Origin of the sequence: Kaistia nematophila (assembly GCF_026343855.1) — a bacterium.
GTDB classification, from domain to species: Bacteria; Pseudomonadota; Alphaproteobacteria; order Rhizobiales; family Kaistiaceae; genus Kaistia; species Kaistia nematophila.
In genome coordinates this window covers 74,893-90,696 of the sequence record NZ_JAPKNK010000010.1, presented here as the reverse complement: position 1 = coordinate 90,696, position 15,804 = coordinate 74,893, and the positions used below count along the sequence as shown (strand labels likewise).

Here is a 15,804-nt window from a genome sequence, read left to right as displayed (position 1 = left end):
TCGGTGGTTCTGCTGGGCTAGCTCGGCCAGCCGGCCGTCAAAGCCCGGCGGCGAACCGCCAGAGGTTGGCGCGCTGTTCGTCGCTCCAGCCTTGGACGGCGCCGAAGGTGATCGAGATCGGATGCTCGAATTCGAACGTCGCGGCGCCGGCGAGCAGCATGCGGGCGCTAAACTGCTGGCCGGAAGGCAGGGTCGTGATGAACGCCTCGAAGGCCGCCGGGATGGCGCCGGTCTGGACCGCCGCGAGCGCTTCCGCCTCGGAGATCAGCCCGTAGTCCGGCATGGCCAGGGCGTGGAAGAACTGGCGGCGGGAGATCTCGCTCGGCGGCGGTGCCGGGGGCGGTTCGAACGGTTCTGGCTCGCCCCATGCGAGAATAGCGGCCCACACGCCCGGGCGATCAGGCTTGCTGACGAGAACGGCCCCTGCCTCCTCGGTCTGCATAATGGCCGCTGTATGCTCCGGGTTGGCGAAAGTGGCGGAGAGGATCGTGTAACTCACGGCAGTATCTCCTCAATGACAAGCGTGCTAGCGCCCATGGAACCAAAGGCGCCCAGACCGTTGCCATAGGAGTTAAGGTGCAGACTGTTCGAAACCGGTCCGACCCTAACCGAATAGACCACTGACGATCCTGTGGCGGGCTCGTCCACGACGTCAGCAACCAACACGACCGGAGACTGAGTTGCCGCCGACACAAAGGCCCTGGCTGCGATACAGGTGGAACCGCGAAACACAGCGATCGTGTGATGATTTCCGGCCGTCTGAGCCGTGCCAAAGGATGTCGCTGTGAGGCGAAACTTGCTGGCGGCACTCGCTGGGACCACAGCGAGGGAGAGGATCTCGGTCCCTTCCGACGAGGTCGGGACCGTATTGTCTACTGGGATGACGGCAGACAACGAGGTCTTTGCATTGTTGGCCGCATAGAGAATTTGACCAATTCGGCCAGCTGAAGGCTTGGCATCCTCAGCCAGCTTGGCAAACGTCACTGCCCCATCCGGGATCTTCGGCGTCGTGACCGACCCTGTCGCGAGCTTTCCCGTGGTCACAGCCTCATTGGCAAGCTTCGCACTCGTCAGCAACCCATCCGGAACCATGCCGAGGGTGAGCTGCACGAAGGCGATCGCATCGGCAACGCGCGCGAGCAACCGATCATTGGCCGCTGCCGAGATGTCGGCCGGCGATCCGACCGAGGCGGCAGCCCGGCCCAGGATCGAGAGCGCGGCGCTGTCGCGCAGCTTGGCATTGGTGATGATCTTGTTCGCGAGATCGGCGGCCTGGATGAAGGCCGGGATCCAGAGCGAGCCATTGAACTTCGCGAACTGGTTGGTGGCGGCGCCAGAAAAATCGACGCCCTGGAGGCCGCCGATGCTGTGGTTGTGAATGAAGGCGGCCTTGCCCGCGAGCGCATCAAGCAGCCCGATGATGGCGCCCATCTCGTGCTCGTGGTCGGCCGGCGCCTTGCCGAGCAGCGAGGACATGACCACCGCCATGTCCTCGTCGATCCTCATGAAGGTCTCGATGAAGCGCGGCACCTCCTGGCTGCGCATGAGGTTCCCGATATTCGGGAGCAGGTAGTCGCGGTTCGGAGTGCGATCGTCGATCACTGCCATTGTTCTCTTCCTCAGATCGCCGTTGCCGCAGCTCGTTCGTCCGCCACCGAAGGCCGCGCCGCAGGCGTGCCGGCCAGGCTCAGGCGCACACGCCCCTCGACGGCCGTGTGCGGGTTGCGCTCATAGGTGCGCTCGATCCAGCCATCGTTGAGCGGGGCGGAGACCGTGGCGGTCAGCTCCTGCCAGTTGTCGTCGGCCGCATCGATCTCGACGACGAGAGACGATCCGGCCGGCAGCTTCGTCTTCAGCGTGTTGGCGAAGCGGATCATTGATCCCATCGGCATGGCGCGGCTGACATAAGTGCCAGTCGGCCGCAGCTTGCCCGCGATCAGCATGGCGCCCGGATAGAGCACCGGCGACACCTTCTCGCTGCCGGCGAGGATCGCGCGCAGCACGACGCTCTCGGTGATGTAGCCGTTCAGCTCCATGACCTGGCCGGCGTCGAGCCGGATCACCTCGCCGCCTGGCCGCTCGATCTCGAAGCGGATCGAGGCGGCGGCGGTCGACAGCTCGGCCGTGGCCCGCACCATCAGGTCGGAGCAGTCGACGAGCGCATGCGTGCCGAGATTGACGACCCTCGTCACCGGATCAAACTTGGCCGCCACCAGGCGGAAGGTCAGATCCTCGGCCTGGTGCGCCGTCCAGGTCTTGGCGTTGGAGGACGAGAGCAGCACGCCGATCGTGTAGGGCTGGGCCGACAGGAACTGCTGCGCCGCGGTGTCGAGATCGCCGATGCGCGCGATCGAGAGCGAATGCTGGTTGTCGTCGGTCTTGACGACCATGGCGTATTCGATGTCGGCCGGCAGATAGACCGGCATCGGGAACCGGATCGCCGTCCAGGCGCCGAGCACGACCGTCGCCATATCGACGAAGGCCGAGGTGATCACGCTGGTCGTCGGGATGCCGTTCTCGACCTCGACCAGCTCGACCAGCACGCCCTTCGACGTGTCGCCGGCGGCGCAGAACTTCAGGTCGATGCCGGCAAGGTGCCGGCCCTCGACGAGCGTGAAGGTCTGGGCCAGCGGGTCGGCGCCGGACGTGCCCGAGACGGTCTGCGTCTGCCAGCGCTGGATCGTCGTCACGCGCCGCATCACATCGATCTCGACCGTGCCCTGGCCAACGAAGACCGCCTCGGCCGTCGTGCCGGCCATGCCGGTCGCCTTCACGGATTTGGAGCCGGCCGGCACATTGGCGGGAATGGTGAAGCTGCCGGAGATCTCGCCATTCGCGTCGCCGACCGGCGGGCCAGCCGGCATCACGTCGATGCCGTCGAAAGTGAGGCTCGCCATGATCTCGCCGACGCCGAAGCCCTTCACCTGGAAGTCGACGGAGATCGGACGCAGGAACTCGAGCAGCTCGGTCCGCTCGTCGACCAGGGTGGTCGAGACCGTCGTGCGGCTCTGGTTGCCGGAGCCGAACTGCCGCGTCACCGGCGAGGTCCACTCGGTCGCGCTCTCCGTCCAGAAGTCGACGGTCGGGTTGATCGTCATCGCCCCCGGCAGCGGCTCGAAGTTCGCATAGGGGTTGATGAGCATGCAGGCGGTGACGCGCTCCTGCCGAACGATCACTTCCTCCATCCAGGCGAGCGTCGCCGGCGCTGTCAGCGGCGTCGAATAGAAGGTCGGGTCGATGGCAAGCTGGCAGGAGCCGTTGAAGACGGCGGCCGTCTGCGGTTCGCCGGCGTCGCGGTAGCGGTCCGAGGTGAAGGGATCGACGAAGACGCCATGCTTCGCCACCGGCTCGCGGCTGTCGATGTCCCGCCGCAGGCGCTCCAGCGACAGCAGGTCATAGGTATCGATCAGCATGTTGTACATGCGGTCGACCTTCCAGAACGGATAGGCGCGGACACCATCGTTCACGACGTCCGGCTTGCCGGTCCAGTTGTTGGTGATCGTGGCGAGCGGCAGCAGATCGGCCGGTGCCTGCGGCGCGGCCGGATGCGTGCGGCTCGACTTGCCGGGCAGATAGACGGCCTGGCCGTTCTGGTCGAGGCAGAGAAGATCGATGCGCGGCAGCTTCCAGGCATAGGAGACGAAGACCGCTTCGCCGGTGACGCCGCCGGCGATCTCGATCGTGTCGGCGAAGACCTGGCTCGGCGTGATCGCCGCGAGGTAGCGATACTTGACCGTGTAGCTCGATCCGCCGGAGGGCTCCACGCCGCCCGGCGCCCAGGAGACATGATCGCCGGAGCGGACATAATCCGTGCCGGCGACATAGGTGGTGCCGCCCTGCTTCACCTCCAGGATCTGCGTCACGCCGGTATTGGAGAGCAGGTCGGACGTGTTGTTCGGCGTGCCGCGCGTGACGGTCTCCGTCACCTCCTTGGTGACGATCACGGTCGAGACCGAGGCAATCGGGCCATGGTTGAGCGGCAATGTGATCGTGCCGCTACCGTCGAAGGTATGGGGCTCGGAGGCAATCAGCTCGAGGTCGAAGGTCTCGAACTGGGCATGCCGCATCGCCGTCGCGCGGGTTCGCTTGAAGCCGAAGATGTTGGCGACGCCTTCCGAGATCGAGAAGACCTGGTCGTCGCCGGCCTTGCCCAGGGCGGTGACGCGGCAGCCATCGACGATGTAATTGCCGTTGGCGTCGCGGTCATAGACGGCGATCGCCTGGTTGATGCCCGAGAGGCTCGGCGGCGGCGTCTGGTCGATGATGACGCCATCGGAGAGCAGATAGACCGAATAGAGGTCGCCCGCCTCGCCATCGCCGGCGAAGCCCCAGGCGACGCTCTCGACCGAGCGCGCGGCGCCGGCCTCGCCCTCGCCCTCGGGACCGGGATGCAGGCCGAGCAGCGACGGATCCCCGACCTCGGTGATGATGGTCGTGAGCAGCCGCACGCCGATCGCGACATCGCCGGTCATCGGCACGCCGGAGAGCGTGGCGGCGACGATGTTGCGGATGTCGCCGCGGACATAGATCCGGCCCGGCGCCAGAATGACGGTGCCGGCGGCGACATCGACGACGACGTCGGCGCCCTCGATCCGGTCGCCATCGCGCGCGACCAGGTCGCCGACGCGCTGGACGCGGCGGCCGAGGATGGTCTGGATCTCGTTGATCTCGGCCGCCTGCGCGATGCGATCCTCGCGAGCGATGACGCCGGTCCAGCTCGGATTGGCCGGAGCGCGGTCATAGGCGGCGGGCAGGCCGGAAGAATGCTCGTGAGCCATCAGAACCTCAGAAGGATGCGCACGCGCTCGCGCACGGTGCGGCCGAACTCGATGTCGATCGGGGTCAAGGCGATCTCGGGCAGGCTGGCGTTGAGCGCGCCGGGCCCGAGCCAGAGCGCGCCAGGTCGCGCCGGGTCGGCCGGCTCGCCCGCCAGGATGAAGGAGACGGACGCGGCGGTGCTGCCGAAGCCGTCGCCGAACTCGGTCAGGGCCTCGATCAGGACGATCTCGGCGCCCGAAGCGAGCGGCGCATAGCGGAGGCCGCCGAACTCGTAGGGGCCGCTGGATGCCTCGCCGACCCGGCGATGCACGCGGGCGCGGCGATAGCCGATGACCTCGCCTCCGGCATCGCGGAAACAGGCCCAGGCGGTGCCGGCCGGCACGCCCAGCAGCATCAGCGCCGAGCGCGCATCGCCGCCGAGATCGCTCCAGGCGATGTCGGGCCATTCGATATCGAGCCAGGCGGGCTCGGCGTCGCCGGTCGGCTCGATCCAGACGCCGAGCGCGATGAGATCGGCCTCGGTCATCGCATGATCGAAGCTGTAGGGCCGGCCGAACGACCATTTGGCGCCGCCCTCGCGGATCGAAACGCCCGACGACGAGCCGTAGCGCGCACCGCTCCAGCGGCCCCGGCCATATTCCAGCGCCCGCACATCATAGCCGCGGAAGCCGCGCCAGAAGACGGAGCGGAGCGGCGTCGAAAGCTCGGCCACACCCTCGACCGGCTCCAGGTCGGACTCGTCGTCGCGAATGCGGTCGAGATGCATCTGGAACAGGTTCCAGCGCGTGCGGCGAACCGGCGCCTCCTCGATCTCCGCCGCGTAACCGAGCCAGCCGAGCGCGCGATCGACCGCCGCCGGCGTGCCGCGCAGGCGGGTCCAGGCAACGCCTTCGGGGATCAGCTCGTAGAGGTTCGGCACATAGGGCGTCAGTTCGCCGAGCCCGTACTCATAGACGAGGTAGGGAAGGACCGTGGGCGGTGGCGTGAACTTGAAACCGTGCAGGCTGGCAATGGCGCCGGAGAGGCGCGCCGTCGGATCGGTCGCCTCCGAAAGCGCCCGCTCGAACTTCGTCGAGGAGGCCGGCAGGAGATGAGCTGGCGTCGTCACCGGTCGCGCCCCATCAGGGTCAGGTTGACGGCGCCGAGCGCGACCGCGCGACCGGGCGGGACGATGACGTTCGCCACTGGCGCTGTCACCTCGACACGCTGCACGCCGGTCTTCATCAGTCGGGCGAGCAGCCACTCGCGCGTCAGGTCGAAGCCGAGCCCGCCCTCCGCCACCCATTCCGCCCGCAGCGCCGGGACGAGCGCCTCGAGCAGGGCCGCGGAGGCGTCCGGCAGCAGCCAGATCCGGGCCGAGACGTCGATGGTGTCGGTGACGGCCGCGACGACCTCGATCGTGTCATTGACCATGCGGACGGCCGGGGCGTTGACGGCCGCCGCGACGAGCGCGAGCAGGCCGGCATCGGCGACGCCATTGTTGTCGGCGGCGATGACCGCGATCTGGATCAGCGGCGACGTGCCGACCCGATAGACCGCCGCATCGGCGACGCGGAGCGAGGCGCCGAGCGCGACGGCGCGGTAACGCGGCTCAGTTCCACCGGTCGAGCGGCCCTGGATGATGAGCTGCGTCCGCAGGCGGAAGCGGTCGTCGCCCTCCTCCGGCAGCCGCGCCGCATCATAGAAGGCGGCGAGATGATCGAGATCCGCGCCGCGCGCGAAGGCGAGCAGGTTGGCCCGGATCGCATCGTTGACCCGCGCCCGGAGCAGCAGCTCGCGATAGCTGGCCGCCTCGGCCACGATCTTGACCGGATCCGTCTCGAGCGCGCCGACATCATAGGCGATGCCGGCCGCTTCGAAGCGCGCTTGCGCGTCCGCCATGACCGCGGCGAGGATCGCCTCGAAATCGAGCGTCTCGATCGCCTCCGGCGGCGGGAAGGCGGCAAGGTCGATCGTGGTCAAGATGCGCCCCCGGAAATCGGAATGATCATCGACGCATCGCCAGCCTCGGGCGTGAAATCGCCGAGATGGCCGCGCGGGTAATAGACGCCGGACAATTGGAGCGAGATGATCCCGTCCGCGGATGCCTGGCTAAGCGTGCAACCGAGGACGGCATAGCGCGGCTCCCAACGGGCGATCGCCATGACGGCCGCCGCGTAGATCGCGAGGATCACCTGGTCCGTCATCGGCCGGTCGATCAGGTCGAACAGCTCCGATCCGAATTCGCGCCGCATGACGCGAGACCCGATCGGCGTCGTCAGGATGACGCCGATCGATTGTCGGACATGGTCGAAGCCGGAAAGGGCCGCTCCGGCGTCGCGACCGAAGCCGGAGGACGCCATGTCAGCCGGCCTTCTTGTCGGCGGCCGCCGTCGCCCGCTCCGCCTTCGCAAGCGAAAGCTGGTCGCCACGCGGTGGCAGGAAGGGCTTCGCGATGGCGTCGGCCATCTCGACAGCCTTGGGACCGGCCGCATACCAGGTCCCGGCATAGAATCCGGATACGTTGACGATGACTTTCATCTGGGGCTCCTGTTCGCGGTCGGGTAATCAGTGAGGGGGTGCGGTGTCCGATCCGCCGGGCGTGACGCCGCCATGGACGTGGCTGTCGCCGATATTCGTGCCGTTGTGGCTGACGCGCGCGCCCTCGACGGTCAGAGCGCCCCGGATCGTGACGTCGCCGACGATCTCGACCTTGCCGTCGCCGATGGTCACGCGGGTCCCGCCATGGACGATGACGGCCTCCGGTCCGTCATGCGGGCGCGGATTGGCGTTCGAATGGGTCGAGAAGTCGATCACGCCATCGGTCAGATCGCCGCTTTCCGAGACGACGTCGACCTGCTGGCCGACCGTTGGAGGAATGTGCGAGGACGTGCCGCCCGCGGAAATCTCCTTCCAGGGCATCCAGGGCAAGATATAGGGCTTCTCGCCCTTGCCGATCTGGACGCGCGCGAGCCCCTTGGCGGTGTCGACCTCGCTCACCGTTCCCGTGCGCCGGCGATTGCGCGAGCGCCGGTCCTGCTCGGCGATCTTGCGCTCGATTTCGACGAGACGCTCGAGAAGTCCCATCGCTACGGCTCCGGAATGAAGAGTGCGCGCGCCTCATACAGAGTCAGGCCGAAGCGGCGCCGGGTGATATCAACCTCCGATGGCGCGGCATCCTCGCCGACGAGCTCGAGCAGCTTCACCAGGAAGGGATGGTCCGCGTCCTCCATCTTGGCGAAGAAGGCGGCCCAGGCCGATGTCGGCGCAATCGGCGCGCCGAAGACGGGATCCGGCAGCAGATCGAGCGTGATGACGAGCTGATGCGCGGCGATGCGCGTCCCGCTCGCCGCATCCGACGTCCGCTTCCGTTCGATCTTCAGGATGGAGGATGACAGGCCCCGCCAGATCTCCGCCCAGCCATTGCCGGGATCGGAAAGCGCCATGGCGATCTCGCGGCCGACGCAGTCGAGATAGAGTTCCAGCGCCGGATCCGTCGCCGGGATACCGATGCCGATCACGGTGCTCTCGCCCGTTTCGGGGTCGGTCTCGGTCATCGCGGCCGTGATGCCGGCTTCGATGGTCAGCTCGGTCCGGCCGGACTTATGCAGCCCGCGAAGATCGATCCGCTCCTCGATCACGCTGCCGTCGACATAGACGGCGATGAATGGCCGCTCTTGGTCGGTGCGGAGGCTGTCATCGGCGGCGACGTCGATCGCCCCGATCTGGCTGTCGAGAACATTGTCGCCGACAAGCGTCCTGCCCTTCAGGGCCTCGATCGCGGCGATCCGCAGCGCAATGCGTGCCAGCATCACTTGGCTCCGAGCGTGAGGACGATGAGGTTGGAATAACGGTCGCTGACACCCGCCACCTCGAACCAGGGCTGCCCCGCCCGGTCGCTGGCGCGGACGCCATCGCCCTGACGCGGCATCGGACCGGAATAGGCAGTACGATCGATGAAGAGCTCCGCCTCGCCGAGCGACAGCCGCGACCGGTAGCGATCGGCGCTGTCGCCGACAGGCTTGGAATCGTCGCCGCCGACATGCAGGACGGCCCGGATGTCGACGGCCGGCCGCGCCGGGTCGACGACGCCGCCCTTCAGAAAGGACAGGCGAACCGTCTCGCCGAAGGCGAGGCCGATCCTGCGATCGACCGCCGCCTCGAGGCCTCGCCAACCCGTCACGGCATCAGGCCGAGAGGACGACGATGCCGGTTGCGGACGGGTTGGCCGCCGCCGCCAGCGCATAGCCGATCTTCGGATTGGCGCCGGAATTGTCCGCCGTGGTCGCCTTGGATCCATCGAAATAGATCAAGGCGCCGACCGTCCAGGCCTGGCCGGAGGTCTTGGCGAGCTCGTAGACGCCGGAACGGCTGATCTCGACGGGATCGCCTGACTTGGCGTCGAAGTTGGCGACGCCGAACAGCTTGCCGACCAGAACGCCGGCGCCGGACACGACGTCGGCGGGAGCGGGAACGGTGACGGTATCGCCGGGCTGGATGAAATTCTTCATCGCATCGGTTCCTTTTGGGATCGAGGGGAGCAGGAAGAGCAACTGGCGGGGCCCGAAGCCCCGCCGGAGAGCGCGGCCGGGACGCGCTAGGCGCCGGGATTCTTGTAGGCGAAGCGGGAGTCGGTCGCGCCGCAGCCGAAATCATGCTCGACCGACATGGCGAAGCCCTGCTGACCGAAGGGCTCATCCATACGGACGCGCGGCGCCTCGTAGCCCTCGAGATAGCCCCAGCGATAGTTGGATCCGGCCGCCGGATCCGTGAGCAGGTACCAGGCATTGCCGGTGAGCTGCGAACTCTCCAGCGGCTCGAGGCGGCCCGAGAAGATGTTGACGTTGGCGACCGTCGCCGGCGTGATCGACGCCAGCAGCTTCTCGGCCTCGGTCAGCTTGTCGGGACCGACCAGCAGGATCTTCGGCGAGTTCGAGAGCAGCGGATTGCCGGAGGCGCTCTTCTGCTTCGACATGGCGGCGCGCGCCTTGCCGACATTGTCGACGTCGATCACCGTGCCGGCGGCGGCCAGATTGGCATGATCCGCGTGGAAGACATCCTTGTTGTCGGCCAGCTTGCCGTTGAACGCGGTGGCGTAGAACGTCACTTCCTCGAACAGCGCCACCGAGGCGCCGTAGCTCGAAAGCAGTTCGCTGATCGCGCCGAGATCGTCATTGATCAGCATCTGCCGCGTGACGCGGAGCGCGATGGCGTAGCTGAAGGCCCGCACCTGCTCCTTGCCCTCGACAAAGCTGCCATACTTGATCTCGCCCGTTTCCAGCACCTGCTGGAGCATCGGGAAATCACCGATCTTAACGGTCGTATCCGGCCGGAAGTCACGGAAATTGCGCTTGCGGGCGAAGCGCTTGAACGTCGGCTGCGCCAGGGCGAAGCGCTGCTCCAGCGTGCGATTGATGGCGCCCTCGAAGATGATCGGGAAATCCGACGTCGAATGCGAGGCCCGCGTGAAGATTTCGTCGACCTGACGCGCGTTGAGCATGCGCCCGCCGCGGAAGTTCACGCTGTCGGCGGCGAGGTCGACGAGACCCCGGCCCATATACTGGCGGGCGCCTTCACTCGGCCCGGCCTGCGGCAGCGGCGCGCCAAGGCCGTAGGAAAGCGCCTCGACCATCAGGCCGCGGCGCTTTTCGTTCTCCTCGGCGCCAACATGGGCGCGAACGTTGCTGTCGGTCGGCGCCGCCGATTCCTGGGCAACCATGTGCTCGAGGAGCGCGGTGCGGAACGCATCGACCGTGGTGCCGGAGCGGACATGCTCGGCGCCCAGTTCGGGCGCGCGGGCGCGCTGGGCGAGATCGGTAATGGTCGAAACGCGCTCCCGCTCGGAGCGGACCGCGAGCGCGGCCGCCTCGGCGGCGGCGCCGGCAGTCGGACGGACACGCGTCTCGGCCTCTTCCGCCTCGCGCTCGGCGATCTCGGCCTTGACCTCTTCGATCTCGGCGAGGATGCCTTCGTGATCCTGTTCGATGGCGCGAACGGCGTCAGCCTCCATGCCGTCGTCAATTTCGCCGAGCTTGGCGGCGGCGCGCGCATTGAGCGTCGCAAGCGCCGCCCGCAACTGCTTCAGGGTCCGCATCGGGACATTCCTTTCATTTTTGGGGTTTGCCTTGCCGAAGGGCAGGCGACGGCGTTCCGCCAAGCTGGCGGTGATCGACGGGCGATGAGTTTCGGTGATGGGCGGAGCTAAAAACCCAGGGCTCTGCAGCGCATCCGCATGCGAGCCAGAGCGGCTCCGATCACGCCGCCGCGATTGGCAAACTCGACGGGGAAAATCGGAGCCGCGGCCCGCACCTGCGCGCCGACATCGGCAGGGACCGTCACGAACGAAATCTCGCTCGGCGTCCAGCGCTCGACGATGTGCTGCTCGACCTGCCCCTTTTTCTCCGGGGCGATGACGCGGATCTTGTCGATCGAGTATCCGACCGAGACGTTCTTGATGATCCCGTCGGAGACCAGGCCGAACATCCGGTCCGCGCGCTCATCGAGACCCGCAGAAGGAAACCGCACGGTCGCCTTGCCCTCCTTGCCCTCGATCCAGGCACGCTCGACCACGCCGACCTGCGAGAAGGTCGTGTAGGTCGAATGGCTATCGAGCACGGGCGCCCCGGCATTCATGCGGGAGAGGTCGATCGCAGCCTTGCTGACCACCAGGGTCTCGTCGAACGGAACGACCGTATCCCAACCCTCGTACCGCCGGCGACGCACGGTCGCCCCGGTGGTGAACACCAGGGTGACGGTGCGCGCCTCGGTATCGATCGAGTCCCGACTGATCGTTTGCCGGCGCACCTGAAGCGGCAGGGCCTCCGGCATCTTGCGGGTCTGCAACTTGCTCATGGCGTGTCCTCGATGTCGGGCTTGTCGTCGATCTGCTGTTGGAACTGACCGGCCTGCGAGATGTGGCGCGGATCGCTGTCCAGGATGATACCGAGCTCGTCGAGTTTCTTGTTGTCCTCGGCGATCTGGGTGAGCACGTCATCCGGGTTGTAGCCCGTCTCGGCGATGGCCGAGGACAGGGACCGGAAGCCGGCACGGACCTCCGCCAGCTTTGCGTTCACGTCGCGACCCGGATCGGCCGAATAAGGGCGCGGCGGCGACCACTCGGCCACATGGTTCATGTGGTCGATCAGGCCGGCGAAATACGCCGCCTCTAGAAACCACCGCCAAATCGGCTCGCACAGCATCGGGATGATGATCTGCCACTGCAACGCCGAGATCGTACGGTTGAACCCCTCGAGGCCGACCTTGCTGGACGAGTAGTTGATCTTGTCGAGCCGCCCCGACAGCAGCGCATGCGGGACACGGAAGCCAGCCGCGATGGTGTGCAGCATCGACGTCTTGTAGGCGTCATAGGATCCGGTCGCGGCAGGCTGGCTGAACTCGATATCCTTGCCACCGACGGCGTTGTAGAACATGCCGGGCGCGAACTTCTCGACACGGGCCCCGTGCACATCATAGACGCCGGCGGGAAGCGGCTTCCCATCGTCGTTGCTCATTTCCATGCCGATGGGATCGTTGATATCGCCACCTGTGACGACGCCCACGAGGCAGGCCTCCAGTTTCTTTCTGACCAGTTCGGCCTGCTCATAGCTGGCGAGGTCATAGAGATCGGCGATAACCGGCGCGCCCCATGGGGTGCCGCGAACCTGTGGCCGCTGTCGCTCATAGACATGGGCGATATCCTCGGCCGGGACCGGGTTCGACTTGATCGAAAGCAGCGGATCGAAGAACGAATTGCCGGGATGCGCGCCGAACATCCAATAGGCGCGGCGCTTCCGGATCGCATCGAACTCGATCCCCTGGATGATGATGCCGCCGCCCGACTGGATGCCGTCCTTGCTGCCGTCGATCAGATCCGTTTCCAGCACCTGCAACTGCAGCGGAACCGGCAGGCCATCCTCAGCACGGCGACGCCGGCGACGGACAAGACCGTCCCCTGACTCGAACATGCCGCGCACCGCCAGCGACTGGATGCCGGCGAAATCGAGCATGCCATCGGCATCGCAGCGCTTCGACCACGTCGCGAACAGTTCATTGACCTTGCGATCCTTCGTCCGCGGCACGATGCCGTCGCCGACCGCATGTGTGACCAGGACCGACAGAGCATTCGCCGCATGCGGATTGTTGCGCACCAGGTCGCGCATTCGGTCGCGAAGCAGGCGGCCATCCCGCGAGACCTCGGCGTCAGCGGAAGTCGAAGGCGCCTTGATCGATGATTTCAATCGGCCACGGTCCGCGCCGGCGTAGCCGCGCGTCAGTGTTTCCATCGCCGCGCGATGCCGGACCCGTCGCACTCCCGCCTCCGGGGCGATCCAGCCGATAGCCCGGTCGATGAGGTTCGGCCTAACCATCAGAACGCTGCCAGCACGATACGGGAGGCGCCGGACTTCTGCGCCTGCAGGGCGGCCAGCGCCTCGCGCATATCCTTCAGCGAATGATACTCGACCTCCCGGCGCGTCCCGCCGGAATGGAACACGACCCGCTTGGCGCCCTGCGCGATGGCGTCGGAAAGCGCAGCGATCTGCTCGTCAATGGAGGCCACGGCTATAACCACTCCGAAGGTGCGATCTTGGGGACTTTGGAAACAGGCTTGATCTCGGGCGGCGTCGAAAGCTCGCCCTCCCGATGCGCCCAGTTGGCGTTCACCATCTGCCGGGCGGCGAAGGCATAGACCGTGCAGTCAAGCGCCTCGTGACGCCGCCCTGGCACCGGGATGAACTGCCGGCTCGGCTGTCCGCGCGCATAGCGGACAACCATCTGCTCGCCGACGAGCTGCTCGAACCAGACTGCCGGGAGGCTCTTGGAGAACCTCATGGATTTCGTGCGCGCCAGACGCCCGAAGATGTGGCTCTTGATGCCCTCGACACCGACGATGAACAGCTTGCCGCCCTTGACCGTCGACTTCGAGCGCTCGATCCAGGGGCGGTTTCCGGCCGCGCCCTTGATCGCATAGACGCGACGGCGGAAGCGGGGGAAGGCATAGCGATAGACCGTCTCCATGGTCTCGCCGTCGGAACTGTCGATGCAGGTGGCGTCCACCTTGATCTTGCCGCCGAGCGGGTGATCCCAGCTCGTGGCGAGAAGCGCATCGAGCTCCGCCCAGGTCGTGTGATCGTCATAGCGGCCCCAGATGACGAAATGCCCGAGCGCGTAGGGGATGCCGTCCTTGTCCCATCCGATCAGCGTCACCTCGAGGCGATCATCCTGCACGTCGACGCCGGAGGTGATGATCAGAACCTCGATCGGGATGCCCGACGTGCCATCCTCGCCGCCCTTGACCAGTCCGAAATCCTCGGCCCTGCCGGACAACTCGACATCGTCGAGCTCGTCGGCGTTTTCCTTCCAGCCCTGCGCGAGGATCGTGTTGACGAACGTCTGGAGCTTCGACGGATCGTTCTTCGCGCCGACGAACTCCTTCGCCAGCCGCCCCCAGGACGCGTTCGGCAGCAGCGAGATCAGGGCGCTCATGCGAAAGCCCGCATGGTCCCTCACCTCCGGCCGAAGGGCCCGCCAGCGGCCACCGCCGACCATGCCCGGCTTGTGCCGCTCCTCGACGACACTGCCGCATGAAGGGCACACGAAATGTGCCTTCTCAGGCTCCCCTTCCGGCCATTGGATATCCGCCCAGCCAATCTCGTGGAACTGGCTGCACTCCGGGCAGGGAACCTCGTAGATCCGCTTGTCGGACTGCTCATAGGCCTGCAGCACATGGCTGGTCTCTTCATAGACCGGCGTCGAGCCCATCACGATCTTGCGGTCGGCGAAGGACAATGTCCGCCGTTCGGCCAGGACGATCGGCGATCCCTCCTTCGTCGGCGCCATGCCGTCCGCCTCGTCGATGAAGAGGATGCGGACGTTATGGCGGCGAAGGTTGCGCGGAGCCTTGGCTGCGATCACCTTCAGCGACCCGCCTGGGAAGCGGCGGGAGAGCAGCGTGTTCCGCCCACCCTCGTCCACATCGCCCGTCAACAACCCGTTCAGGCCGGGCGATGCGTCGAAGATCGGCTCGACGTCGGAAACCATGTAGTCGCGACAGTCGGCCTCGGTGGGCAGCAGCGACAGGATCGGCGACGGATCATTCGAGCAGAAGCTCGCCATCGCGCTCGTGAGCAGCGTCGTGAAGCCGACACGGACCGGCTTCACCAGCGTGACGCGCTCCAGCGCGCTGTCTCCGATCGCGTCGGCGATCTCGCGCTGCGGCGGCCAAAGGCGAACACGGCCTGTCAGCGACGACACACCCTCAGGCAGGTAGACCGTCTGCTCGATCCAGTCCGAGAGTTTGAGCTTGGCCGGCGGCGTGAGCGCGTCCCACACCGCGCGTCGCAAAATCGTCAGCGCCGCCGTCATCGTCCTTTTCACCAAGCTCGGTCAGCGCCGTGCGGATTTCACGGTCGATCAGGTCGACATCGAAGGTTGTCAGGTGCGGCAGCATCTGCCGACAGCGCGACGGGACCGACATCATCATGTTGCGGATCCGCCTCGCGATGGCGACCCACTCGCCGCGCACGTCGGTGACCGTGATCAGCTCCCGGCGGCTGGCGGCATTTTCCATGGCCACCTTGTCGGCCTGCTCCCGCGCCAGCCGGGCTCGCTCGGTTGCGAGCGCGTCGCCGCCATCGCCGCCGCGCCCGGCCGCAACGCCGCGGAGATGATCGCAGTAGAGCTGGATGGATCGGCGCAGGTCGAAGCGATTCCGGCCCGTCTTCGCGATGATTCCACGGTCCGCGAAATCCGAGATCGCCCGCTTCGACACGCCGAGAAAGTCGGCGAGGTCCATTGCCGCAATCTCGGCGTCCAGGGCAGCCGAACCAGCCTCCTCGGCCGCCAATGCCTCAAAGGGGAGCACCGCATCAGCCTGCTCGGCCAGCTTTTTGCGCGCCTTCGCCGCGAAGCTGGGGCTGACGCCGAACTTCTCGGCCGCCTGGCGCACGGTATGGCCTTCATCCAGGAAGGCGACGACCTGCTGCCGGAGCTCTGTCGAATACCCTCTGGCCACGTGATTCCGATTCCAATCAAAGGGCGGGGGAATCC

The 15,804-nt window shown here is 66.6% G+C and carries 17 protein-coding genes; all 17 read right to left on the bottom strand.

The genetic code is table 11. The annotated features are described in order from the left end of the window. Window positions 1-37: 37 nt before the first annotated feature. Window positions 38-499: a hypothetical protein gene (locus tag OSH07_RS19970; RefSeq protein ID WP_266340446.1), complete on the bottom strand. Its 462-nt coding sequence runs from the start codon at window positions 497-499 to the stop codon at window positions 38-40. Further along, window positions 496-1,608, bottom strand: a complete 1,113-nt coding sequence (locus OSH07_RS19965) for a hypothetical protein (RefSeq protein WP_266340445.1) — start codon at window positions 1,606-1,608, stop codon at window positions 496-498. The genes OSH07_RS19970 and OSH07_RS19965 overlap by 4 nt, the downstream gene beginning before the upstream one ends. Before the next feature lie 11 nt (window positions 1,609-1,619). Beyond that, on the bottom strand, window positions 1,620-4,778 hold the full coding sequence (locus OSH07_RS19960; RefSeq protein ID WP_266340444.1) for a DUF4815 domain-containing protein: 3,159 nt from the start codon (window positions 4,776-4,778) through the stop codon (window positions 1,620-1,622). After that, window positions 4,778-5,887: a phage tail protein gene (locus tag OSH07_RS19955; RefSeq protein ID WP_266340443.1), complete on the bottom strand. Its 1,110-nt coding sequence runs from the start codon at window positions 5,885-5,887 to the stop codon at window positions 4,778-4,780. The genes OSH07_RS19960 and OSH07_RS19955 overlap by 1 nt, the downstream gene beginning before the upstream one ends. Next, entirely contained in the window at window positions 5,884-6,741 is an 858-nt protein-coding gene (locus OSH07_RS19950) for a baseplate J/gp47 family protein (protein WP_266340442.1), read from the bottom strand. Before OSH07_RS19950 ends, OSH07_RS19955 begins: the two co-directional genes overlap by 4 nt. Beyond that, window positions 6,738-7,121 (bottom strand): GPW/gp25 family protein, encoded by a 384-nt coding sequence (locus OSH07_RS19945; RefSeq protein WP_266340441.1) that lies wholly within the window; start codon window positions 7,119-7,121, stop codon window positions 6,738-6,740. Before OSH07_RS19945 ends, OSH07_RS19950 begins: the two co-directional genes overlap by 4 nt. A 1-nt stretch (window position 7,122) precedes the next feature. Further along, entirely contained in the window at window positions 7,123-7,299 is a 177-nt protein-coding gene (locus OSH07_RS19940) for a hypothetical protein (RefSeq protein WP_266340440.1), read from the bottom strand. Between the two features lie 27 nt (window positions 7,300-7,326). Beyond that, window positions 7,327-7,845 (bottom strand): phage baseplate assembly protein V, encoded by a 519-nt coding sequence (locus OSH07_RS19935; protein WP_266340439.1) that lies wholly within the window; start codon window positions 7,843-7,845, stop codon window positions 7,327-7,329. A 2-nt stretch (window positions 7,846-7,847) separates the two neighbouring features. Continuing rightward, window positions 7,848-8,570: a hypothetical protein gene (locus OSH07_RS19930; RefSeq protein ID WP_266340438.1), complete on the bottom strand. Its 723-nt coding sequence runs from the start codon at window positions 8,568-8,570 to the stop codon at window positions 7,848-7,850. Then, a complete protein-coding gene (locus OSH07_RS19925; protein ID WP_266340437.1) occupies window positions 8,570-8,941 on the bottom strand; it encodes a hypothetical protein in 372 nt (123 codons plus the stop codon). The genes OSH07_RS19930 and OSH07_RS19925 overlap by 1 nt, the downstream gene beginning before the upstream one ends. A gap of 4 nt (window positions 8,942-8,945) precedes the next feature. After that, entirely contained in the window at window positions 8,946-9,269 is a 324-nt protein-coding gene (locus OSH07_RS19920; protein ID WP_266340436.1) for a DUF2190 family protein, read from the bottom strand. A gap of 86 nt (window positions 9,270-9,355) precedes the next feature. Continuing rightward, window positions 9,356-10,852, bottom strand: coding sequence for a phage major capsid protein (locus tag OSH07_RS19915; RefSeq protein WP_266340435.1), 1,497 nt, complete (start codon window positions 10,850-10,852; stop codon window positions 9,356-9,358). Window positions 10,853-10,959: 107 nt separating this feature from the next. After that, window positions 10,960-11,610, bottom strand: a complete 651-nt coding sequence (locus OSH07_RS19910) for an HK97 family phage prohead protease (protein ID WP_266340434.1) — start codon at window positions 11,608-11,610, stop codon at window positions 10,960-10,962. Then, complete coding sequence (locus OSH07_RS19905; protein ID WP_266340433.1) at window positions 11,607-13,067, bottom strand: phage portal protein; 1,461 nt, start codon at window positions 13,065-13,067, stop codon at window positions 11,607-11,609. Before OSH07_RS19905 ends, OSH07_RS19910 begins: the two co-directional genes overlap by 4 nt. A gap of 56 nt (window positions 13,068-13,123) precedes the next feature. Then, on the bottom strand, window positions 13,124-13,315 hold the full coding sequence (locus tag OSH07_RS19900; protein WP_266340432.1) for a phage head-tail joining protein: 192 nt from the start codon (window positions 13,313-13,315) through the stop codon (window positions 13,124-13,126). Window positions 13,316-13,317: 2 nt separating this feature from the next. Next, window positions 13,318-15,120 carry a phage terminase large subunit family protein gene (locus tag OSH07_RS19895; protein ID WP_266340431.1) on the bottom strand — a complete coding sequence of 601 codons (1,803 nt, stop codon included), beginning with the start codon at window positions 15,118-15,120 and terminating at the stop codon, window positions 13,318-13,320. After that, entirely contained in the window at window positions 15,014-15,769 is a 756-nt protein-coding gene (locus OSH07_RS19890) for a helix-turn-helix domain-containing protein (RefSeq protein WP_266340430.1), read from the bottom strand. The genes OSH07_RS19895 and OSH07_RS19890 overlap by 107 nt, the downstream gene beginning before the upstream one ends. Window positions 15,770-15,804: the final 35 nt, after the last annotated feature.